General features: G+C 73.3%; 19 protein-coding genes. 7 read left to right on the top strand and 12 right to left on the bottom strand.

What is annotated here, in order from left to right:
* Positions 1 to 26: 26 nt before the first annotated feature.
* A complete protein-coding gene (locus tag OG556_RS27790; RefSeq protein WP_371520755.1) occupies positions 27 to 1,319 on the top strand; it encodes an XdhC family protein in 1,293 nt (430 codons plus the stop codon).
* Positions 1,320 to 1,328: 9 nt separating this feature from the next.
* On the opposite strand, the gene OG556_RS27785 is transcribed toward OG556_RS27790, so the two are convergent.
* From OG556_RS27785 to OG556_RS27730, 12 genes are all read right to left on the bottom strand, one after another.
* Positions 1,329 to 1,949 carry a LysE family translocator gene (locus tag OG556_RS27785; RefSeq protein WP_371520752.1) on the bottom strand — a complete coding sequence of 207 codons (621 nt, stop codon included), beginning with the start codon at positions 1,947 to 1,949 and terminating at the stop codon, positions 1,329 to 1,331.
* A gap of 114 nt (positions 1,950 to 2,063) precedes the next feature.
* On the bottom strand, positions 2,064 to 3,875 hold the full coding sequence (locus tag OG556_RS27780) for an SDR family oxidoreductase (RefSeq protein WP_371520749.1): 1,812 nt from the start codon (positions 3,873 to 3,875) through the stop codon (positions 2,064 to 2,066).
* A complete protein-coding gene (locus tag OG556_RS27775; protein ID WP_371520747.1) occupies positions 3,872 to 4,735 on the bottom strand; it encodes a M24 family metallopeptidase in 864 nt (287 codons plus the stop codon). The genes OG556_RS27780 and OG556_RS27775 overlap by 4 nt, the downstream gene beginning before the upstream one ends.
* 27 nt (positions 4,736 to 4,762) lie before the next feature.
* A complete protein-coding gene (locus tag OG556_RS27770; RefSeq protein ID WP_371520745.1) occupies positions 4,763 to 5,848 on the bottom strand; it encodes a 2Fe-2S iron-sulfur cluster-binding protein in 1,086 nt (361 codons plus the stop codon).
* 145 nt (positions 5,849 to 5,993) lie between these two features.
* Positions 5,994 to 6,911 carry a metal-dependent hydrolase gene (locus tag OG556_RS27765; protein WP_371520743.1) on the bottom strand — a complete coding sequence of 306 codons (918 nt, stop codon included), beginning with the start codon at positions 6,909 to 6,911 and terminating at the stop codon, positions 5,994 to 5,996.
* 240 nt (positions 6,912 to 7,151) lie between these two features.
* Positions 7,152 to 7,931 (bottom strand): IclR family transcriptional regulator, encoded by a 780-nt coding sequence (locus tag OG556_RS27760; RefSeq protein WP_063350013.1) that lies wholly within the window; start codon positions 7,929 to 7,931, stop codon positions 7,152 to 7,154.
* Positions 7,932 to 8,256: 325 nt separating this feature from the next.
* The gene (locus OG556_RS27755; RefSeq protein ID WP_371520740.1) at positions 8,257 to 9,717 is read right to left on the bottom strand and encodes a catalase; all 1,461 of its coding nucleotides are present in this window, start codon (positions 9,715 to 9,717) and stop codon (positions 8,257 to 8,259) included.
* A gap of 97 nt (positions 9,718 to 9,814) precedes the next feature.
* Positions 9,815 to 11,074 carry an allantoicase gene (gene alc, locus OG556_RS27750; protein WP_371520737.1) on the bottom strand — a complete coding sequence of 420 codons (1,260 nt, stop codon included), beginning with the start codon at positions 11,072 to 11,074 and terminating at the stop codon, positions 9,815 to 9,817.
* 9 nt (positions 11,075 to 11,083) lie between these two features.
* The gene (allB, locus tag OG556_RS27745; RefSeq protein WP_371520734.1) at positions 11,084 to 12,487 is read right to left on the bottom strand and encodes an allantoinase AllB; all 1,404 of its coding nucleotides are present in this window, start codon (positions 12,485 to 12,487) and stop codon (positions 11,084 to 11,086) included.
* Between the two features lie 251 nt (positions 12,488 to 12,738).
* The gene (locus OG556_RS27740) at positions 12,739 to 13,881 is read right to left on the bottom strand and encodes a glycerate kinase (RefSeq protein WP_371520732.1); all 1,143 of its coding nucleotides are present in this window, start codon (positions 13,879 to 13,881) and stop codon (positions 12,739 to 12,741) included.
* 460 nt (positions 13,882 to 14,341) lie between these two features.
* Positions 14,342 to 15,229: a 2-hydroxy-3-oxopropionate reductase gene (locus tag OG556_RS27735; protein WP_371520729.1), complete on the bottom strand. Its 888-nt coding sequence runs from the start codon at positions 15,227 to 15,229 to the stop codon at positions 14,342 to 14,344.
* Positions 15,230 to 15,391: 162 nt separating this feature from the next.
* Positions 15,392 to 16,237, bottom strand: coding sequence for a TIM barrel protein (locus tag OG556_RS27730; RefSeq protein ID WP_371520726.1), 846 nt, complete (start codon positions 16,235 to 16,237; stop codon positions 15,392 to 15,394).
* Between the two features lie 224 nt (positions 16,238 to 16,461).
* Between OG556_RS27730 and OG556_RS27725 the strand changes: the two genes are divergently transcribed.
* The 6 genes from OG556_RS27725 to OG556_RS27700 all read left to right on the top strand — a co-directional run bounded on the left by OG556_RS27725 (position 16,462) and on the right by OG556_RS27700 (position 20,971).
* Entirely contained in the window at positions 16,462 to 16,707 is a 246-nt protein-coding gene (locus OG556_RS27725) for a thiamine-binding protein (protein ID WP_079136014.1), read from the top strand.
* On the top strand, positions 16,704 to 17,084 hold the full coding sequence (locus OG556_RS27720; RefSeq protein ID WP_371520723.1) for a helix-turn-helix domain-containing protein: 381 nt from the start codon (positions 16,704 to 16,706) through the stop codon (positions 17,082 to 17,084). Before OG556_RS27725 ends, OG556_RS27720 begins: the two co-directional genes overlap by 4 nt.
* Positions 17,085 to 17,346: 262 nt before the next feature.
* A complete protein-coding gene (uraD, locus tag OG556_RS27715) occupies positions 17,347 to 17,850 on the top strand; it encodes a 2-oxo-4-hydroxy-4-carboxy-5-ureidoimidazoline decarboxylase (RefSeq protein WP_371520720.1) in 504 nt (167 codons plus the stop codon).
* 94 nt (positions 17,851 to 17,944) lie between these two features.
* Positions 17,945 to 18,280, top strand: a complete 336-nt coding sequence (gene uraH, locus OG556_RS27710) for a hydroxyisourate hydrolase (protein ID WP_363579258.1) — start codon at positions 17,945 to 17,947, stop codon at positions 18,278 to 18,280.
* A 32-nt stretch (positions 18,281 to 18,312) separates the two neighbouring features.
* Positions 18,313 to 19,233, top strand: a complete 921-nt coding sequence (gene pucL, locus OG556_RS27705; protein ID WP_371520717.1) for a factor-independent urate hydroxylase — start codon at positions 18,313 to 18,315, stop codon at positions 19,231 to 19,233.
* A 274-nt stretch (positions 19,234 to 19,507) separates the two neighbouring features.
* Positions 19,508 to 20,971: a nucleobase:cation symporter-2 family protein gene (locus tag OG556_RS27700; RefSeq protein ID WP_371520713.1), complete on the top strand. Its 1,464-nt coding sequence runs from the start codon at positions 19,508 to 19,510 to the stop codon at positions 20,969 to 20,971.
* The last annotated feature ends 49 nt before the right edge of the window (positions 20,972 to 21,020 follow it).

Raw genomic sequence — 21,020 nt, 5'->3', positions numbered from 1 at the left:
CTCGCTTGTGTAAGGAGCTCTCCGACATGCAGGACATCGCCGAGCAGTTGCAGGCCTGGCACGCGGCCGGGCGTGCCTTCGCCGTGGCCACCGTCGTCGGCGTCTCCGGCAGCGCGCCCCGCGACCCGGGGGCGGCCCTGGCCGTCGACGCGGCCGGCGAGGCGATCGGCAGCGTCTCCGGGGGCTGCGTCGAGGGCGCGGTCTACGAGCTGTGCCAGGCCGCCATCGAGTCCGGCGAACCCGTGCTGGAACGGTTCGGCTACAGCGACGAGGACGCCTTCGCCGTCGGCCTGACCTGCGGCGGCGTCCTCGACGTGTTCGTCCAGCCGATCCGGCCCGGGGCCGACGACGGGCTCGACGCCGGCATCGCCTACATCGCCTCCGGCACCCCGGTCGCGCTCGCCCGGGTGATCGCCGGGCCCGGCGGGCTCGTCGGCGCCACCGTCGCCGTCACCGCCGACACCCACCACGGCGCCCTCTCCCCCGTCCTCCCCCCTGCCCTCCCTCCCGCCCTCCCTCCCGCCCCCTCGACGGCCCAGCCGTCGCCCGCCGCCGCCCCTCCGGCGACGCGCCCCGCGCGACACCTCCTGACCGCGCTCGAACGGGCGGTCGTCACCGAGGCCCGGGCCATGCTCGACGCCGGACGCACCGGCCGGATCGTGCTCGGCCTCGACGGACGCCCCTGCGACGACCGCGACCAGGGCACCGTCACCTGCTTCGTCGAGTCCTACGTGCCCGCGCCGCGGATGCTCGTCTTCGGCGCCATCGACTTCGCCGCCGCCGTCGTCCGGATCGGCCGCTTCCTCGGCTACCACGTCACCGTCTGCGACGCCCGGCCCGTCTTCGCCACGAAGCGGCGCTTCCCCGAGGCCGACGAGGTCGTCGTCGACTGGCCGCACCGCTACCTCGACTCCCAGCTCGACCGGATCGACGGGCGCACCGTGCTCTGCGTGCTCACCCACGACGCCAAGTTCGACATCCCGCTGCTGGAACGCGCCCTGCGGCTGCCGGTCGGCTACGTCGGCGCGATGGGCTCGCGCCGCACCCACCGCGACCGCGAGGCACGGCTGCGCGAGGTCGGCCTCACCGAGGCCGAGATCGGCCGGCTGCGCTCCCCCATCGGCCTCGACCTCGGCGCCCGCACCCCCGAGGAGACGGCGGTGTCCGTCGCCGCCGAGATCATCGCCCACCGGCGCGGCGGCAGCTGCCTGCCGCTCAACGCCGGGGACGGCCCGATCCACCACGAGGCACCGGCCACCCCCGAGGAGCCCCGGGCGGCGCGACAGGCACGACGCACGCGACGGACGCACGCCGCCTGAGGCCGGCGGTCAGTCGCTCAGCGCCAGCTTCACGCCGAAGCCCACCACCACCGCGCCGGTCACCCGGTCCATCAGCCTCCGGGCGGCCGGGCGGCGCAGCCAGCCGCGCAGCGCCCGGGCGAAGCCGACCAGGACGGTCGACCACAGCACGCCCTCCACCACGTGGACACAGGTGAGCGCCACCCCGGCGGCGAAGTGCGGGGCCCCGGCGGGGATGAACTGCGGCAGCACGGCCACGTAGAACACCCCGACCTTGGGGTTCAGCAGATTGGTCAGCGTGCCGCGCCGCCAGCCGTACCCGAAGCCGCCCTCGGCCGGCTCCTCCTCGGCCTCCGCCTCCCCGCCCCGGCTGCGCAGCATGCCGACCCCCATCCACACCAGGTACGCGGCCCCGCCCCAGCGCAGCACCTCGTACGCCACCTGCGAGGCGGTCAGCAGCGCCGTCACCCCGGCCGAGGTCAGCGTCCCCCAGACCAGCGTCCCGGTCTGGATCCCCAGCACCACCCCCCACGCCTGGCGCCGCCGCCCGAGCGCGGACGTGCGCAGCACCAGCGCGGTGTCGAGCCCGGGCGTCAGCGTGAGCAGCCCCACGACGAGGGCGAAGGACCACAGAGCCGTTGTCATCTCCATGGGCCTCGATGCTCTCACAGGCCCGATGGGGCCCTCGGGCCAACCTCCCGGAGCTGAGCGGGCCTGCGGTATCGGGAGCGATTCTTGCCGATACCGCGGGCCCGTGCGGACCGCTCAGGTGACGTTGAGGCGGGCGGCCAGGCGTAGGAGGCCGGGGCTGAGGCGGGAGAGGAAGCGGGCGGCCTTGGCCTCGGGGGTGACGGGGACGACCGGCCTGCCGGTGCGGACGGCGGTGAGGATGGCGGTGGCGACCTTCTCCGGGGGGAAGCCGCGGCGGGCGTAGAGCCTGGCGGCGCGGGCCTGCTTGGCGGCCTGCTGGTCGGCGGTGGTCGCGGAGAAGGTGGAGGTGCGGGTGATGTTGGTGTTGACGATGCCCGGGCAGATGGTGGAGACGCCGATGCCGTGCCCGGCGAGTTCGGCGCGCAGGCAGTCCGAGAGCATGAACACCGCGGCCTTGCTGGTCGCGTACGCGGTGAGCGCCTTGGACGGCAGGTAGGCGGCGGCCGAGGAGACGTTGACCAGGTGACCGCCCTGGCCGCGGTCGGCCATCAGCGTGCCGAAGGCGCGGCAGCCGTGGATGACGCCCCAGAGGTTGACGTCCAGGACGCGCTGCCACTCCTTCTCGGTGGTCTGCAGGAACGTCCCGGAGTGGCCGATGCCGGCATTGTTGACCACCACGTCGGGCACCCCGTGCTCCTCCGCGACCGCCTGGGCGAAGGCGTCCACCGCCGCGCCGTCGGCGACGTCCACCCGGTAGGCGTGCGCCTGCGGGCCGATCAGCGAGGCGAGTTCGGCGGTGCGCTCGGCGGCGGCGAGGTCGAGGTCGCAGACCACGACGCGGGCGCCGTCCTCGGCGAAGGCGAGCGCGGTGGCCCGGCCGATGCCGCTGCCGCCGCCGGTGACGACGACCAGCCGGCCGTCGCCCTGCTCCCGGGTCGGCTCGGCGCTTCCGCGTTCGATGCGGGCGGTGAACTCGCGGACCATCTCGGCCACGGTGGCTCCCTTCTCCAGCAGCGCCGACCAGTGGCCGGCGTGCAGCGTCCGTCGGGTCAGCTCGGGCACCCAGCGCTCCAGCCCCTCGGAGAGGAACGGGGCGACGTAGCGGTCCCGGGTGAGGGTGATCAGCTGGACCGGCACCTGCGTCGGCCGCTCGCGCGGACTGCGCAGCGTGGGGCGGAAGTTGGCCCGGTACAGCTCGATGCCGCGGACGGCGTCGCGGCGCAGGCCGGGCTGCGGGTGGTCGGGCCGCGGGGTGACCTGCTCCAGGTCGCGCAGCACCCGCGGCCAGGCCCGGGCCAGGCCCAGGCGCCACACGCCGGGGGCGAGGAAGGGCAGGTGGAAGGCGGTGATGTACCAGGAGTGCAGGCCCTGGTGGAGGAGTTGGCGCAGGTGGCGCGGGGTGGGCCGGCGCATCCGGTGGCGCAGCCAGTACCCCATGTGGTCCAGGCAGGGGCCGGACATGGTGGTGTACGAGGCGATCCGCCGCTCGGAGCCGGGCTCGGTGACGGCCTCCCAGGACTGCAGCGAGCCCCAGTCGTGGGCGACCACGTGCACCGGGCGCTCGGGGCTGACGGCGTCGGCGACCGCGAACAGGTCGGCGGCCAGGCGTTCCAGCCGGTAGCCGTCCCGGGTGGCGGGCACTCCGGACCGGCCGGCGCCGCGCACGTCGTAGCGGACCACGTGGTGGTCGCGGGCGAGGTCGGCGGCGACGTCGTCCCAGACCGCGTGGGTGTCCGGGTAGCCGTGGACCAGGAGGACGGTGGGGGCGGCCGGGTCGCCCTGTTCGAAGACGGCGAGCGGGAGGCCGTCGGAGTCCACGGTGCGGCGGCGCACGGGCGACGCGTCCAGCGTCTTCGGGACGGCCGGCGCCTTCCGGGCGCCTGCGGCGTCCGGGGCGTCCGGGGCGTCTGCGGCGGGGGTGGTCATCGGGCGGCCTCCAGGGCAACGTCGTGGGCGGCGCCCGCCGTCCAGCGGCGGACGTGCGGCAGGTCGTCGTCGAGCCAGTGGGCGTCGTCCTCGGTGACCACCAGCAGTTCCTCGAACTTGATGCCCACGCCGCGGAAGCCGATGTGCGGCTCGACCGCCCACAGGCCCGGGGTGGGCGCGTGCCGGGACGACCGGCCGTCCGCCCAGAGCGGTGAACGGCCGTGCAGCCGCTCGGAGATCAGCTCGCGCCCGAGGGTCTGCAGGGTGCGCACGCCGAAGCCGAGCACGTTGACCCCGGCCGGGCCGCGCACGGTGGTGCGGGTGACCTGATGGCCGATCACCCGGCCCGGGTAGACCTGATGGCGGTTGTCGTAGCCGTGCGCGGCGATCTGGGCGTCCACGGCCGCGTACACCTCGTTGAGCGGACGGCGGGCGCGCACCTCGGCGAGGATCAGCTCGCGGTACACCTGGAGGTCGGCGGCCAGGCGGTCCCAGACCCGGTTCTCGCCGACCTTGCCGCCGTAGCCGATGTCGGCGGTGTAGCCGTCGACGATGGGCGCGCAGTCCAGGACGTACGGCATGCCCTCCTCCAGGCGGCGGTTGCCGGCGAAGAACTGGAGCGGGGTGTGGAAGTGCCGGAAGGCCGTGCGGTCGCCGAACCAGGCGAACGGGACGTGGAAGAAGTCCTGCACCCCGACGGCGACCAGGCGGCGGCGCAGTTCGGCGGTGGCCTGGCGTTCGGTGACGCCCGGTTCGATCCAGGCGGCGACCTGTTCGGCGCAGTGGTAGGCGAGTTGCTGGGTCTCGCGGAAGCGGGCGAGGTCGCGCTCGTCGTAGGGGAAGGTCGGGGGGTTAGCCATCGGGGCTCCTTCTACAGGTCGAGCACGCTACAGGTCGAGCACCAGGGTCTCGCCCGCGGCGGCCCGGGAGACGCAGGGCAGCACGGCGCCGTCGGCGCGCTGCTCGGGGGTGAGCCGGCGGTCCCGGTGCTCGGGCGTGCCGGCCAGCAGGCGGACCTCGCAGGTGCCGCAGAAGCCCTGGTGGCAGGAGTACGGGAGGTCGGGACGGGCTTCGCGCAGCACGTCCAGGGCGGAGCGGTCGGCGGGGACGGCCAGCGCCGGGCCGTCGACGCCCAGGCGCACGGCGAAGGGCGCGCCGCCGATGACCGGGGCGGCGCCGAAGCGCTCGAAGTGCAGGGCGGTGGAGGGGGATTCGTCCAGGGCGCGCTGCACGGCGGTGAGCATCGGGGCCGGGCCGCAGCAGTAGACGGCGGCGCCGCGCGGGGCGTGCGCGAGCAGGTCGGCGCCGGTCGGCACGCCGTGCTCGTCGTCGGTGCGCAGCACCACCCGGCTCGGGTCGAGGGCGCGCAGCTCGTCCGTGTACGGGAGGGTGTCGGCGCTGCGGCCGACGTGCACCAGGCGCCAGTCCAGGCCGTGCCGCTGCGCCTCGCGGGCCATCGGGAGCAGCGGGGTGATGCCGATGCCGCCGGCGAGCAGCAGGACGGCGGGCTCGGCGCAGAAGGCGAAGCCGTTGCGCGGGCGGCGGGCGGTGAGGCGACTGCCGGGGTGCAGGGTGTCGTGGATCTCGACGGAGCCGCCGCCGCCCCCGGGCAGTCGCCGAACGGCGATCCGGTAGGCGGCGCGGTCGGCGGGGTCGCCGCAGAGCGAGTAGTGGCGTTCGCGGCCGGAGGGCAGGGCGAGGCGCAGGTGGGCGCCGGGCTGCCAGCCGGGGAGCGGGCCGCCGGAGGGGTCGGCGAGCCGCAATTCGACGACGTCGGAGGCGAGTTGGCGGCGGGCGGCGACGACCAGCTGGAGCGGCGGGGTGGGGCGGCTGAGCGGGCGGCGGGGGTTGCGGCGCAGCAGGGGGCTGCCGAGGGCCGGGGTGTAGCGGTCGCCGAAGGCGGTGAGCCGGCGCATGAACGTGTCGGCGCGGGGGCGGCCGTAGAGGTCGGGGGGCGGGTTGAGCAGGTCCATCCGGCGGTCCTTGGCGTCTGGGAGGGGGCGTGAGCGGCGGGCGACGGGTTTCGGATTTCAGAGTTCAAAGTTCAGGGTTCAGATAACAGATAACGTTTTCTGTCATCTGTTATCTGTTGTCTGAACTCTGTTGCTTGACCCCTTGTCAGTGACCCACCGCCGCCGCGCGGGCGGCCGGGGAGGCGGCGAGGTAGCCGAGGGCCTGGCTGGAGGAGCCCTCCTGGGTGGGGTGGTAGCCGGGCCGCAGGTAGCGCAGGCCGGAGCGGATCGACCGGACCGGGTCGGGCAGCAGGCCGCGCCTGGCGATCCTGCCGGCCTCGCGCCAGGTGGGCTTGAGCCGTCCGTCGAGGGTGGGGTCGGCGGCGAGCAGGAAGCGGGCGCCGCGCACCCAGAGGTGGACCAGCAGCGGCCCGGAGACCGCCATGCCGCGGACCCGGCGCAGGTAGCCGGGGTCGAGGTGGACCATCAGGTCGAAGGCGACGCTGCGGTGTTCGACCTCCTCGGCGCCGTGCCAGCGCAGCAGGTCGAGCATCGTCGGGTCGGCCTTGGCGCGGTCCAGGCCCGGGGAGTTGAGCGCCCAGTTACCGAGGAAGGCGGTGAAGTGCTCGATCGCCGCCACGAAGGCGACCCGCTCGATGAGGTTCTCGCGTCGCCGCGCGGGGCTGAGCCCGGGCTTGTCGCCGAGGACGCGCTGGAACAGCCAGGCGATCTGCCGGACGTACGGACGCGGGTCGAGTCCCTGGCCGAGCAGGTGGTCGAGGACCTCCTGGTGCGCCTCGGCGTGGATGGCCTCCTGGCCGATGAACCCGAGGACCTCCTCGCGCAGTTGCTCGTCGCGGATGAGCGGCAGCGCCTCCTTGAAGACCTTGACGAACCAGCGCTCGCCCTCGGGCAGCAGCAGGTGTAGCACGTTGATGACGTGGGTGGCCATCGGCTCGTCGGGGATCCAGTGCAGCGGCAGCCGGTCCCAGTCGAAGCGGACGTCCCGGGGTTCGAGGACGAGGCTGTCGTGGACGCGCGCGGCGGGGACGGCAAGGGCGGGTACGGGGGTGGAGCGGGGCACGGCAGGCCCTCCTGACCTCGGGGCGGCGGCTCGACTCAGGGAAACGTACTCGCGGGTAGCGGCTGGGACAAGGGGTTCGGCGACTCTTATCGACATCGAGTCTAATAAGTGACACACCCTGGGGCCGTCATCGGAAACGCGTGCGAACGACCGGGCTCCTGAACGAACATGCCCACGAACGAACACGTGGGCCCCGCCGGATCACTCGGATCCGGCGGGGCCCACGGGAGCGACCGGCGGTCAGACCGCCATCGCCAGCATCAGCGGCGCCGCCCGGGCCGCCAGCAGCTCGGCGGCGGCCTTCAGCTTGTGCACGTTGTCCACCGGCATCGACGTGGCCAGGCAGCCGACCGTACTGCCCGCCGTGATCGGGACGGCCGCGCACACCGTGCCGAGCGCGTACTCCTGGATGTCCAGCACCGGCACGGTGGCCGGCTGCCGCTCCAACCGGTGCATCAGCTGGTCGGCGTCGGTGACGGTCCGGGAGGTGAGCCGGGCCACCGGGTGGCGGGAGAGGTGGTCCCAGCGGGCGTCCGCGTCGAGCTGGCCGAGCAGGCACTTGCCGATCGCGCTGGCGTGCGCGGTGGCCCGGAAGTCCACCCACTCCTGCACGGCCGGCGCGTACTCGGCCGCGGACACCGCCTCCACCGACAGCTCGCCGTCGTGGTAGCGGGTGAAGTACACTGCCGCGCCCAACTCGTCCCGCAGCTCGGCGAGTTTGCGGTTCAGCCGGGCCTTCACCAGCTGCTCCCGGTTGTGCTGGCCGAGCAGGGCGAAAGTGCCGCCGAGCACCCAACCGCCGTCCTGGCACTGGAGGTAGCCCTCGATCTCGAGGATCTCGGCGAGCTGCCGGACGGTCGGCAGGCCGAGCGAGGTCTCCCGCGCGAGGGCGACCAGGGTGGCACCGTCAGGGTGCCGGTCGACGGCCTCCAGCAGTCTGAGGGCGTGCTGCAGGGAGGTGAACGGGCCGGCGAGGCCCTGGTCCAGCGCGGCGTGGCGACCCGGGGCTGGTGTCGACATGTCGTCCCCTTCCGATGTCCCCCCACGGAGCGACCGCGGGCGCCCTCCAGCCTATCGACCCGGCGGGCCCGGCGACTGCCGTCCGTGAATATCCGTGAACATTCCGTGGAGCACCCACCGATAGCCTGGAGGAACGGTAGTGGAGGACAGCACGACGGCCCCTCCCCCACTGCCCCGGGGGGAGGGGACCGCCCCGCGGCCGCCGGGTTGCGGGGCCCCGGCGGCCGGTGGGGGCGGGTCAGTCGGTCAGCGGGGCGTCACGCGCGGCGCACCACGGCGGGGTGGCTCAGCCCTCGTCACGCGTGGTGCGTCATGGCGGGCCGGCTCAGCCCTCGTCGCCCGCCCGCAGCTTGGCGACGGCCGCCTCCAGGCGGGCGCCGTACTCCTCGTCCGCGGCGTGGAAGTGGGCGAGGTTCTTCTCGACCACGTCGTCGCGGCTCACCTGGGCGAGGAAGCCCGCGATGTTGTCGATCAGCCGGGTCTTCTCGCCCGCGGACATCAGCCGGTACAGCTCGCCGGCCTGGAAGAAGTCGTCGTCCTTGGTGTGGGCCGGCGTGGTGTAGGTGCCGGTGTAGCCGTCCAGCCGGACCGGCGCGGCGAGCGCGGTGTCGGTCTGGGCGGGGCCGTTGTACGAGTTGGGCTCGTAGTTCTTGCCGCGGCCGGACTTGTTGACGGCGTGGAGGCCGTCGCGGCCGTAGTTGTCCGCCTCGGTGGCGCGCGGGGCGTTCACCGGCAGCTGGGTGTGGTTGACGCCGAGGCGGTAGCGCTGGGCGTCGGCGTAGGCGAACAGGCGGCCCTGGAGCATCTTGTCCGGGGAGGGGCCGATGCCGGGCACGAAGTTGTTCGGCGAGAACGCGGACTGCTCGACGTCGGCGAAGACGTTCTCCGGGTTCCTGTTGAGCACCAGGCGGCCGACCTTGACCAGCGGGTAGTCGGCGTGCGGCCACACCTTGGTGAGGTCGAAGGGGTTGAAGCGGTAGTCCGCGGCCTCGGCCACCGGCATCAGCTGGACGTAGAGGGTCCAGGACGGGAACACGCCGCGCTCGATGGCCTGGTGCAGGTCGCGCTGGTGCGAGTCGGCGTCGGCGCCGAGCACCTCGGCGGACTGGTCGCCGTCCAGCGAGCGGATGCCCTGGTTGGTCTTGAAGTGGTACTTGACCCAGTAGGCGTCGCCCTCGGCGCTGACCCACTGGTAGGTGTGCGAGCCGTAGCCGTTCATGTGGCGGTAGGAGGCCGGGATGCCGCGGTCGCCGAACAGCCAGGTGATCTGGTGGGTCGAGGCGGGCGAGTGGGCCCAGAAGTCCCAGACGTTGTCCGCCTCCTGCACGCCGGTGTACGGGTCGCGCTTCTGCGAGTGGATGAAGTCGGGGAACTTGAGCGGGTCCTTGATGAAGAAGACCGGGGTGTTGTTGCCGACCAGGTCGTAATTGCCCTGCGCGGTGTAGAACTTCAGCGCGAAGCCGCGCGGGTCGCGCACCGCGTCGCTGGAGCCCAGGTTGCCGGCCACGGTGGAGAACCGCAGGAAGACCTCGGTGCGCTTGCCGACCTCGGCGAGGAAGTCCGCGCGGGTGTACTGCGACACCTCGTCGGTGACCTCGAAGTAGCCGTACGCGCCGGAGCCGCGGGCGTGCACGACGCGCTCCGGGATGCGCTCGCGGTTGAAGCGGGCCAGCTTCTCCAGCAGCTGCTGGTCCTGGATCAGCAGCGGGCCGTACTCGCCGGCCGAGGCCGAGTTCTGGTTGTCGGCGACCGGGGCGCCGGACTCCGTGGTCAGGATCTTGGACATGGAGGGTCCTTCAGATGTCGATAAAAGCGGTGCGTGGAGAGTGAAGTGACGAAGAGTCAGTTCATGGCACAGGGCTCTGCGGATCGCCGAACGGGCGTCAGACGCCCAGCAAGCGCCAGACCGCCGAGCGGCGGCGGGAGGAGTGCTCGCCGTCGGGGCCGTCTTCGGGCCGGAGCGCGGCGACGGCGCCGGCGGCCGCGGCCCGGTCCGCCAGCGGGCGGGCGGCGGTCAGCGCGGCGGCCTCGTCGGCGGTCAGGCCGGCCTCGGCGAGGGCCGCGGCGGCCTCGGCGGCCGGGACTGCGTTGAACCAGCGCAGCGCGAGGGCCACTCGGCCGGCCTCGGTGAGGCGGCCGGTGAGCCGGAGGCGGGCGAGGCCGCCGTCCGGGTGGACGTTGATGCGCACGTGGGTCACCGGGCGGCCGGCGTCGAGCCGGAAGCGGTGCCGGGTGTCGGGCTGCAGGCGGGTGCGGGGCAGGATCTCGAACCACTCGCCGTCGGCCGGGTCCGCCCCGGTCGAGGCGTCGAAGCCGACGAGGTCGGCCCAGCCGGGGGCATTGGCGACGAAGTGGGTGGTGTCCACCTCGGCGGCCAGGGCCTCACCGCCCCCGGCCAGGGCGATCTGCACCCAGTCGTTGGCCTTGTCGCGCCGACGCCGGGTCTCCCAGCCCTCGCCCATGACGGAGGCGCGGCCGGGAGCGTTCAGGTTGTGCGGGGAGGAGAAGTAGCGGTCGGACGCCGCCTCGGCCACGCCGCCGTACTCCTGGGCGGCCAGGTCGAAGGTGAGGCCGTCCAGTTCGCGCGGGTCGGGCAGCACCTCGCCGTGGACGCGCAGCCGGGCGACGCCGCCGTCCGGGAAGATGTTGAGGCGGATGTGGGTGTAGCGGTTGGCGTCGTCGACGGCGAACTCGTGGGCGGTGTCGCCCTGGAGCGGGGTGCGCGGCACCAGCGTGGTCCACTCGGCGTCCGCCACCTCCTCGGGCGAGGGGTGGCCGGGCACGGAGGCGGCCTCGACGGAGGCGCTCTCCGGGTAGTTGCCGGTGAAGTGGGCGGTGTCCACCACCAGGCCGCGGACCACACCGGCGGCGCCGAGCCGGACGATCGCCCAGTCGTGGTCCTGGTCGGTGGGGTGGGGCTGGTCGGCGGAGACGCCGCGGCGGCGCTTGGACTCCCAGCCGTCCATGATCTGGCCCTTGTGGCCGAAGGTGTGCGGGCGGAACTCGGCGGGCTTGGCGACCAGGAGGTTCTCGGCGTCGGCGAAGGTGTCCTCGTTGGTGGCGACGACGCCCGCGCCGAGCAGCCGCGAGGCCAGGTTGACCAGCTCGGTGAAGGGAGCGCTCGGGGTGTCGGCAGTGGTCACGAAGTCTCCTCAGGACGGGCGATCGGACGGGGTGGTGGGGGCGGCGGCGGGCCGGGTGAGCGGGCGGCCGAAGGGCTCGGCCGAGACGTCCACCGCGCGGCCGCGCAGCCAGGTGGTGCGGACCGCGCCGGTCAGCGTCCGGCCCGCGTACGGGGTCACGGGGTTGCGGTGGTGCAACTCGCGGGGGTGGACGGCGAATTCGCCGTCGGGGTCGAAGGCGACCAGGTCGGCGTCGCAGCCCGCCGCGATGGCGCCCTTGACGCCGGTGAGGCCGACGAGCTCGGCCGGTCCGGCGGACATCCAGCGGACCACGTCGGCGAGGCCGTGGCCGCGGCGGCGGGCCTCGGTCCAGATCGCCGGCAGGCCCAGTTGCAGGGAGGCGATGCCGCCCCAGGCGGCCGCGAAGTCACCGCTGCCGCCGTACTCGGGCAGCAGCTTGAGGTCGGGGGTGGAGGGCGAGTGGTCGGAGACCACGGCGATGAACTCGCCGTCCGCCAGGGCCTGCCAGAGCAGGTCGCGGTTGGTCTCGTCGCGGATCGGCGGGCAGCACTTGAAGGCGGTGCCGCCGTCCGGCACCTGCTCGGCCGCCAGGGTCAGGTAGTGCGGGCAGGTCTCGGCGGTGACCTGGACGCCGTCCTCGCGGGCCTGGCGCAGCAGCGGCAGCACGGCGGCGGAGGAGACGTGCAGGATGTGGACGCGGGCACCGGTGCGCCGGGCGGTGTCGAGCAGGACGGCGACGGCCACCGTCTCCGCGTCGGCGGGGCGGGAGGCGAGGAAGTCGCGGTAGTGGACGCCGGGTTGCTGCGGGGCGGCGGCCAGCACGCCCGGGTCCTCGGCGTGGATGATCGCCAGCGCCCCGAGCTGGGCCTGCTCGGCCAGCGCGGCCTCCAGGTCCGCGGCCTCGACGTGCGGGAACTCGTCGACGCCGGACGGGGCGAGGAAGCTCTTGAAGCCGAACACGCCGGCCTCGTGCAGCGGCGCGAGGTCCGGGACGTTGCCGGGGACGGCGCCGCCCCAGAAACCGAGGTCGACCCAGGCCTGGCCGTCCGCGGTCTTCCGCTTGGCGGCCAGGCCCTCCAGCGTGGTGGTGGGCGGGACGGAGTTGAGCGGCATGTCGATGATCGTGGTGACGCCGCCGGCCGCGGCGGCCCGGGTGGCGGTGGCGAAGCCCTCCCACTCGGTGCGGCCGGGCTCGTTGACGTGCACGTGGGTGTCGACCAGGCCGGGCAGCAGGGCGGTGTCGCCGAGGTCGGCGAGGCCGCCGTCGCCGCCGGGCCGCTCGCCCGCGAGGAGCGAGCCGTACGCGGCGACCTGCTCGATCTTCCCGTCCCGGATCAGCACGTCGGCGGGGCGCTCACCGTCGGGCAGGACCACCCGTCGGGAGCGGATCACCGCTGGCTGGCTGAAAGGCATGGGAGACCTCCGAAACCTGGAAGTTGGGGGTGGGCGCCGGGCAGGAACCGGGAGGGGGCCCGGGAGGGAACCGGGCGGGTAAGCGAAGGATTGCCGGGAGCCTAGGCCCGCCTTCAACAAAACGTCAATGGAGGAACGTACGAGGGAAACGTACGGGGAAACGCGCAGGGGATCCGCGCGCCCCGTCGGCACGGGGGATCGGCCCGACCGATCGGCCCGCGGGACGGGGCACGGCGGATCGGCACGAGGGATCAGCCGGACAGCAGCTCACCCGCCAGCCGCTCCCCCGCGACCTCGGCCAGCTCACCGGCCTTGGTCATGCTGTCCCCCGGCTGCTCCGCGAGGTCGGTGAGGGCGATCGCGGCGGCGAACCCGGCGGCCCGCCACTCGGGCTCGGACAGCTCCAGCCGCCCCGCCACGGCGGCCACCCGAACCCCCGCCCGGGCGGCCGCCGAGGCAACGCCGGCGGGGGCCTTGCCGTGGAGCGTCTGCGCGTCCAGACAGCCCTCGCCGGTCACGACGAGGCGTGCCCCACGCACGGCCTCGTCGAAACCCAGCAGTTCGAGCAGCAGCTCGATACCGGGTCGCATGGTGGCGCCGAGCAGCGCGAGGGCGGCGAAGCCCACCCCGCCGGCGGCCCCGGCACCGGGGGCGTCGCGCACGTCCCGTCCGGTGGCCAGGGCGACCTGGTCGGCGAAGCGGGTCAGGCCCTCCTCCAGGATCACCAGGTCGTCGCCGTCGGCGCCCTTCTGCGGGCCGTAGACGGCGGTGGCGCCGCGCGGGCCGAGCAGCGGGTTGTCCACGTCGCAGGCCACGACGATCTCGACGCCGGCCAGCACGTCGGCCAGCGGGCCGGGTTCGATCCGGTCGAGCCTGCGCAACGCGGCTCCGCCGGGGGGCAGTTCCGCGCCCTCGGCGTCGCGCAGGCGGGCGCCGAGGGCCTGGACCATGCCCGCGCCGCCGTCGGTGCAGGCGCTGCCGCCGAGGCCGAGCACGATCCGCTTGGCGCCGAGCGCCACGGCCCGGCCGATCAGCTGGCCGACGCCGTAGGAGCCGGCCGCGAGCGGGGCGGTGCGGCCGCCGGGGAGCCGGGCGAGGCCGGAGGACTGCGCCAGCTCGACCACGGCGGTGTCGCCCCGCACGGCCAGCGCGGCGTCCACCGGCAGGCCGGTCGGGCCGGCCACCTTGGCCGGGACGCGGGTGAAGCCGGCCGCGAGCGCGGCGGCCAGGGTGCCCTCGCCGCCGTCGGCGACGGGCAGTTCGCGCACCTCGACGCCGGGCGCGGCGCGCCGGACGCCCGCGGCGATCCGGGCGGCGACCTCGGCACCCTCCAGGGTGCCCTTGAACTTGTCGGGAGCTACGACCACATGGCCCTGGTGGGGGGTGACGGGCATGGTGCGGTCCTCACTTCCGTACGGGGTCTGGCGATGTTTCGACAGCCTGTGCCAAGCATGGGCCCGGGTGCTCCCGGGATGCGACCCCCTGTCAGGAGATACGCCCCCCGTCGCGAGGGTCCGCCCCGCCGGGAGGGTGTGCCCCCGCCGGGAGGGTCCGCCCCGCCGGGAGGGTGCGACTCCCGGCGGGAGGTGCGACCCCCTCCCCGCCGTTCCCCTCGTCCCGCTTCCGACGTACGAGAGGCTCCCCTCGGCGGGGAGGGGGCCAGGCGAGGCGTACCGGCACGACCGAAGTGCCCCCGACAGGGGAGTACGCATCACCGGCTGGATCGACCGGCGGGCGGGCGGATGAGCCCCGGCCCGCCCGCCGGTCGGGTCTGACCTCCTGGTGGCGCGGGCACGACCGGATGAGGTACACGCCACCAGGAGGAGTTCACGGGGGCCCGAGGAGCCCCGGGGCCTACTTGACCTCGCGGCCCGAGAGGCGCTCGACGCCGCGCAGCAGCGCCGAGTGGTCGAGCGAGCCGTCGCCGTTGGCGCGGGCGGAGGCGACCAGCTGGGCCACCACGGCGCCGACCGGCAGCGCGGCGCCCACGGCGCGGGCGGCGTCGGTGACGATGCCCATGTCCTTGTGGTGCAGGTCGATCCGGAAGCCGGGGGCGAACTCGCGGTCGACCATGTTCGCCTTCTTGCGGTTCAGCACGGTCGAACCGGCCAGGCCGCCGCCGAGCACGTCCAGCGCGGCGGGCAGGTCGACGCCGGCGTTCTCCAGGAACACCACGGCCTCGGCGAGCACCTGGATGTTGACGGCGACGATCAGCTGGTTGGCGGCCTTGACGGTCTGGCCGGCGCCGGACGGCCCGACGTGGATGACCGTGGTGCCCAGGGCGTCGAACAGCGGCTTGGCCTCGGCGAAGTCCTCGGCGGCGCCGCCGACCATGATCGACAGCACCGCCTCGACGGCACCGGCCTCGCCACCGGAGACCGGGGCGTCCAGGGTGCGCACGCCCTTCTCCTTGGCGGCCGCCTCGACCTTCTGGGAGGTCTGCGGGGTGATCGAGGACATGTCGATCACGAGGGTGCCGGGCCTGGCGTTCTCCAGCACGCCGCCCTCGCCCAGGATGGCCTGCTCGACGTGCGGGTCGGCCGGGACCATGGTGATGACGACCTCGGCGTCCTTCACCGCGTCCGCGATGCTGGTGGCGCCGTGGCCGCCGGCCGCGACGAGGGCGTCGATCTGCGGCTGGGTGAGGTTGTAGCCGGTGACGTGGTGGCCGGCCTTGACCAGGTTGGCGGCCATCGGGCTGCCCATGATGCCGAGGCCGATGAAGGCGATCTTGCGGCTCATCGCGTCGTTCCTTACGTCGTTCGTGGGGTGGGGAGGGTGGTGGGCCGGGCTTGCTCGGCGGCGTGCGGCCCGCCTCGGCGGCGGCGCAGGGCCCGCCTGCTCGGCGCTTCCTCAGCGCCTGCTCAGCGCCTGCTCGGCGGCTACTCGGCGGCTACTCGGCGGCTACTCGGCGGCGCGGTGCTCGCGCGGCAGCCACCCGAAGCTGTCGGCGCTGACGCCGGTCGAGGGGCGGTACTCCAGGCCGATCGGCCCGGTGTAGCCGGCGGCGGTGAGCCGGGCGAAGAGGTCCTCGAAGTCCAGCCCGCCGGTGCCGGGCTCGTTGCGGCCCGGGTTGTCGGCGATCTGCACGTGGCCGAACCGGTCGGCGTAGGCGTCGATGACGGCCGGCAGGTCCTCGCCGTTCCTGGCCAGGTGGTACAGGTCGCAGAGGAACCTCGCGTTGCCCAGGCCGGTGGCGGCGTTGACCTTGTCGACCACCTCGACCGCGGCGGCCGCGGAGACCAGCGGGTAGTCCGGGGACTCGGCCGTGTTGAGGGCCTCGATCAGCAGGATCGCGCCGATCTCGTGCGCGGCCCGGGCGGCGAGCACCAGGTTCTCCAGCGCGAGGGCGTCCTGCTCGGCGGCCTCGACGCCTTCGATCCGGTTGCCGTACAGCGCGTTGAGCGCCTTGGCGCCGAGCGAGGCGGCGAGCCCCGCGGCGACCGGGACGTTGGCCCGGAAGCGGTCCTTCTCGGAGGGCACCGAGACGGTGCCGCGGGCCCCGAGGGTGAGGTCGTCCAGGAAGTTGAGGCCGGTGAGCCGCACGCCCGCGTCGCCGAAGGCCTTGCGGAGGGTGTCCAGCTCGGCCTCGGACGGGGTGGGCTCGGCGCCGAAGGGCCACCACAGCTCGGCGGCGGTGAAACCGGCGGCCGCGGCCGCGGCGGGACGCTCCAGCAGCGGCAGTTCGCCGAACAGGATCGACAGGTTGACCGTGAAGCTGTGCCGGGAAGCGGCCGTCACGTCACTCACCTCTCACTCTCTTCCGAGATCCGCAACTTCCACGATCCGGAAGAGGGATTCTGCTTGGCGGAAGCATCTCCGGCTCGGCGAGCAGGTGTCAAGACCGTCGCAACATTTTGTTGAGGAAGGCCGGACGTGAGCCCGGAACCCCCTCCCGCCGGTACCGCGGCCGCCTGATCGACCGGCCCCTGCCCGCCCGCACCGGCGCTCGCTACAGTGAGCACGTGCGATTGATGGTGGAGTTCACGACAGAACCGTTCGAACTGGACACGTTCCCCGAGCACGCCGCGGCGGCCCGCCAGGTCGTCGACGAGGCCGGCCTGGCCGTCTCGGTCGGCCCCTTCGGGACCGGCGCCGAGGGCGAGGCCGACCAGGTGCTCGCCGCGGTGACCAAGCTGCTCCGGGAGACCCTGACCGCGGGTGCGACCCGGATCTCGGTCCAGGTCAGCGTGCTCGGCGAGGAGGGCGGTACGCCGTGACCGAGCACGTGGAGCACCCGCTCGCCCTGGCGATCAAGCCGCTGCTCGACGCCGTCGGCGCGACGCCCGTCCGGCTGGACGAGGCGAAGTCCGAGGACGTCGTCCTGGAGTGGGAGGGCACCCCGACGCTCGCCGTCCGGCTGCCGCACCTGAGCAGCGCCCTGGACCGGTTGCTGGCCGAGATGACCCGCCAGTTCGACGGCCGCCCGCTGGCCGAGCTGGACCGCGGGGAGAAGCAGCGGGTCGTCGCCCTCCTGGAGGAACGCGGCGCCTTCACCGTCCGCCACGGGGTCGAGACGGTCGCCTCGGCGCTCGGCGTCAGCCGGTTCACGGTGTACAACTACCTCAACCGCCAGGACGGCTCGAAGCCCTCCTGACCCCGGTCGATCCTCCGGCCGATCCCCCGGTCGATTCCGCCAGGGCTTCCCCCTGGCGGAAACCTTCCGGACGGGCGGACCCCGCCGGCGCGGCCAGTCCGAACCGGCCCCCGGCGGGGCGCACTTGGCGAATCGCACACGAATCGCGCCGACAACGGCGGCCGGTTCAAAACGTAACCACCAACCGTTCAACAAAGTGTTGACGGCCGGGTGGGGTGGATCTAGCTTGTGCGGGTGGCACCACTCTTCAGGAGGTCCACCCGTGACCAACCACCCCCACACCCTTGACGCCCTGGCCGCGGCCGACACCGCGGACCTGGAAGCCGTTCTGCTGGAGGTCTGCTCCAGCCCCCACTGGGCCGCCGACGTCGCGCGGGCCAGGCCCTGGCCCGACCGGGAGTCCCTGCTCACCGCCAACGCGGCGGCCATGGCCGGACTGACGGTCGCCGACCTGCACGACGCGATGGCCGGCCACGCCCGGATCGGCCGGCCCCGGACCGGCGACGCCACCTCGCAGCGGGAGCAGGCCGGCATCCAGGGCGTGGACCAAGCCCTCCTCGACGAACTGCACGAGGCCAACGCCGCCTACGAGGCCAAGTTCGGCCACGTGTTCCTGATCTGCGCGACCGGCCGCACCGCGGCCACCATGCTCGCCGCCCTGCGCGAGCGCCACCCCAACGACGCCGCCACCGAGGCGGAGATCGTCCGGGGCGAACTGCGCAAGATCAACGACATTCGGCTCAATCGCCTGCTCGACGCATCCTGACGAGCCCTGGCGGGCCCCGCCGGACAGATCCTGACGGATCGTTAGCATGCGTTGACGAATGATCACTTCTGCCATCAGTAAGGTCACTTCACCCATGACTGGCATCTCCACCCACGTGCTCGACACCAGCCTCGGCCGCCCGGCCGAGGGCGTCCCGGTCGAGCTCGCACTGCACACCGAGGGTGGCTGGCAGGTGCTCGGCACCTCCGCCACGGACTCCGACGGCCGGGTCAAGGACCTGCCGGCCGTGGAGGCGGGCTCGGTCGTCCGGCTGCTCTTCGACACCCGCGCCTACCACGCGCTCAAGTCCGCGGAGCCGCCGTTCTTCCCCGAGGTCTCGATCGTCTTCACGGTCGCGCCCGCGCAGCACCACTACCACGTGCCGCTGCTGCTCAACCCGTTCGGATACTCGGTCTACCGCGGAAGCTAGTAGACCGACCTGGAAGCCCTAGGAGCCACGTCATGGCCCACGTGCTCGGTCAGAACCAGTACGGCAAGGCGGAGAACCGCATCGTGCGGGTCTACCGCGACTCCACCCGGCACGAGATCAAGGACCTGAACGTCTCGGTCTCCCTCCGGGGCGAGTTCGAGGACGTCCACCTCACCGGGTCGAACGCCAACTGCCTCCCCACCGACACCACCAAGAACACCGTGTACGCCTTCGCCAAGGAGCACGGGATCGAGTCGGCCGAGGCCTTCGGCATCATCCTGGCCCGCCACTTCGTCGACGACACCGAGCGCGGCGTCGTGCACAGCGCCCGGATCCGGATCGAGGAGTACGCCTGGGACCGGATCAAGACGCCGGACAACTCGGCCCGCTTCATCGGCTCGGAGGAGGTCGGCCACTCCTTCGTCCGCAACGGCCAGGAGACCCGCACCACCGAGATCGTCTACGACGGCGAGACCGTCCAGGTCATCTCCGGCCTCAAGGACCTCGTCGTCATGAACTCCACCAACTCGGAGTTCTGGGGCTACATCAAGGACAAGTACACCACCCTGCAGGAGGCGTACGACCGCATCCTCGCCACCCAGGTCACCGCCCGCTGGAAGTACGGCTACGACGGCCGGGACGGCGAGGCCCAGCCCAACTGGAACCGCTCCTACACCCACGTGCGGCGGCACCTGCTGGAGGCCTTCGCCGAGACCTACTCCTACTCGCTGCAGCAGACCCTGCACTCGATGGGCACCCGGGTCCTCAACAACCGCGCCGAGGTGGACGAAGTCCGCCTGGAACTGCCCAACAAGCACCACTTCCTCGTCGACCTGGAGCCCTTGGGCCTCAAGAACGACAACGAGGTCTACTACGCCGCCGACCGGATGTACGGCCTCATCGAGGGCACCGTGCACCGCGAGGGCGTCGTCCCGGTCATCCCCGTCGCCTGACCGCCCCACCCCAATGGGCACCGCCCGGAATCGCCGCACCCGCCGGCCCCCGAACGCCGGCCGCGTCCGGGCGGACAGCAGTACCCGCACCACCGGCACCACCCGTTCCACCAGTTTCTCCACCCCCACCCACCGGAGTTCGTGTCTGCCTCGCGGCGGCCGGCCCGGGGCACTGGAGAAGCGCCCCGAGGGATTCCTGCACCGCCGTCCCGCCCTCGGGGCAGCTCCAGCGCCGCGGGCGCGCCGGGAGTCACGGGCACAAGAGGGGCTCGACATGGCACCCAGCGACACCAGCAGTAAAGACGGCGGTTCCACCCCGGAAAGAACCCCTGGCCCGGACGGCACGTCGGCACACCTCCCCGGTGAACCGTCCGGGCCCGGAACCCACCCCGTGGACGAGTTGCTGCCCCCGGTGAAGCTCTTCTCCACCGGACTCCAGCACGTCGCCGCGATGTACGCGGGGGTCGTCGCACCCCCGCTCATCGTCGGCGCCGGCGTCGGGCTCTCCCCCGCCGAACTCGCCCTGCTCATCTCGGCCAGCCTGTTCACCGCCGGACTGGCCACCCTGCTCCAGACCCTCGGCTTCTGGAAGATCGGCGCGCGACTGCCGTTCGTCAACGGCGTCTCCTTCGCGGGGGTCGCGCCCATGATCGCCATAGCCAAGGAGCACAGCCCGAAGGACGCCCTCCCGGTGATCTTCGGAGCGGTGATCGTCGCGGGGATCCTGTGCTTCCTCGCGGCACCGTACTTCTGCAAGCTCATCCGGTTCTTCCCCCCGGTCGTCCAGGGCACCGTGATCACCCTCATCGGGGTGTCCCTGCTTCCGGTGGCGGTCAACTGGGCGCGCGGCGGCTCGCCGGGCGCCCCCGGATACGGCTCCATGCGGGCCGTCGGGCTCGCCGCGATCACCCTCGTCGCGGTGGTGCTCTGCAACCGGCTGCTGCGCGGCTTCTGGCAGCAGCTCTCGTTGCTCATCGGCCTGGCGCTCGGCACCCTGATCGCCTTCCCGCTGGGCCTGGCCGACTTCGGCGCGGTCAAGGACGCGAAGGTCTTCGCGCTCCCCTCCCCGTTCCACTTCGGCGCGCCCGTCTTCGACGCCGCCGCGATCGTCTCGATGTGCATCGTCATGGTGGTCGCCATGACCGAGTCCACCGCCGACATGCTCGCCCTGGGCAAGATCGTCGAGCGCGAGGCCGACGAACCCACGCTCGCCGCCGGCCTTCGGGCCGACGGACTGGCCACCGCGCTCAGCCCCGTCTTCAACGGCTTCGCCGCCAGCGCCTTCGCCCAGAACATCGGGCTGGTGGCGCTGACCAAGATCCGCAGCCGCTTCGTGGTCGCGGCCGGCGGCGGCATCCTGATCCTGCTCGGGCTCTTCCCCGTGCTCGGGTCGCTCGTCTCCCTGGTGCCGCAGCCCGTCCTGGGCGGCGCCGGGATCGTGCTCTTCGGCACCGTCGCGGCGAGTGGCATCCGCACCCTCGCGGAGGCTGGGATGGAGTCCAGCTCGAACACCATCCTGGTGTCCGTGTCGCTCGGCGTCGGCATCATCCCCATCGCGGTGCCGACCTTCTACGACTCCTTCCCGGAGGCCGTCCGGACCCTGATGCACTCCGGGATCTCGGTCGGCTGCGTGATGGCCGTCCTGCTCAACCTGCTCTTCCACCACGTCGGAGCCGCCCGCCGGACCAGATCCGGCAAGACCTCCGGCGCGACGGTGCCGACGGCGACACCGTCCTGACCGGCCCGGGAGGGGCGCACGCCGCTTGGCGCACGCCCCTCCCGGCCCT

This window comes from Kitasatospora sp. NBC_01300 (assembly GCF_041435235.1).
In the GTDB taxonomy this organism is placed as follows: domain Bacteria; phylum Actinomycetota; class Actinomycetes; order Streptomycetales; family Streptomycetaceae; genus Kitasatospora.
Note: the sequence above shows the minus strand (reverse complement) of the source record. Positions and strands in the feature narration are given on the sequence as shown.

What these genes read in the sequence shown, in the direction of transcription:
- OG556_RS27790 (WP_371520755.1), top strand. Translation starts at nt 27, where the DNA reads ATGCAGGACATCGCCGAGCAGTTGCAGGCCTGGCACGCGGCCGGGCGT.
- OG556_RS27785 (WP_371520752.1), bottom strand. Translation starts at nt 1,949, where the DNA reads ATGGAGATGACAACGGCTCTGTGGTCCTTCGCCCTCGTCGTGGGGCTG.
- OG556_RS27780 (WP_371520749.1), bottom strand. Translation starts at nt 3,875, where the DNA reads ATGACCACCCCCGCCGCAGACGCCCCGGACGCCCCGGACGCCGCAGGC.
- OG556_RS27775 (WP_371520747.1), bottom strand. Translation starts at nt 4,735, where the DNA reads ATGGCTAACCCCCCGACCTTCCCCTACGACGAGCGCGACCTCGCCCGC.
- OG556_RS27770 (WP_371520745.1), bottom strand. Translation starts at nt 5,848, where the DNA reads ATGGACCTGCTCAACCCGCCCCCCGACCTCTACGGCCGCCCCCGCGCC.
- OG556_RS27760 (WP_063350013.1), bottom strand. Translation starts at nt 7,931, where the DNA reads ATGTCGACACCAGCCCCGGGTCGCCACGCCGCGCTGGACCAGGGCCTC.
- OG556_RS27755 (WP_371520740.1), bottom strand. Translation starts at nt 9,717, where the DNA reads ATGTCCAAGATCCTGACCACGGAGTCCGGCGCCCCGGTCGCCGACAAC.
- allB (WP_371520734.1), bottom strand. Translation starts at nt 12,487, where the DNA reads ATGCCTTTCAGCCAGCCAGCGGTGATCCGCTCCCGACGGGTGGTCCTG.
- OG556_RS27740 (WP_371520732.1), bottom strand. Translation starts at nt 13,881, where the DNA reads ATGCCCGTCACCCCCCACCAGGGCCATGTGGTCGTAGCTCCCGACAAG.
- OG556_RS27735 (WP_371520729.1), bottom strand. Translation starts at nt 15,229, where the DNA reads ATGAGCCGCAAGATCGCCTTCATCGGCCTCGGCATCATGGGCAGCCCG.
- OG556_RS27725 (WP_079136014.1), top strand. Translation starts at nt 16,462, where the DNA reads ATGGTGGAGTTCACGACAGAACCGTTCGAACTGGACACGTTCCCCGAG.
- uraH (WP_363579258.1), top strand. Translation starts at nt 17,945, where the DNA reads ATGACTGGCATCTCCACCCACGTGCTCGACACCAGCCTCGGCCGCCCG.
- pucL (WP_371520717.1), top strand. Translation starts at nt 18,313, where the DNA reads ATGGCCCACGTGCTCGGTCAGAACCAGTACGGCAAGGCGGAGAACCGC.
- OG556_RS27700 (WP_371520713.1), top strand. Translation starts at nt 19,508, where the DNA reads ATGGCACCCAGCGACACCAGCAGTAAAGACGGCGGTTCCACCCCGGAA.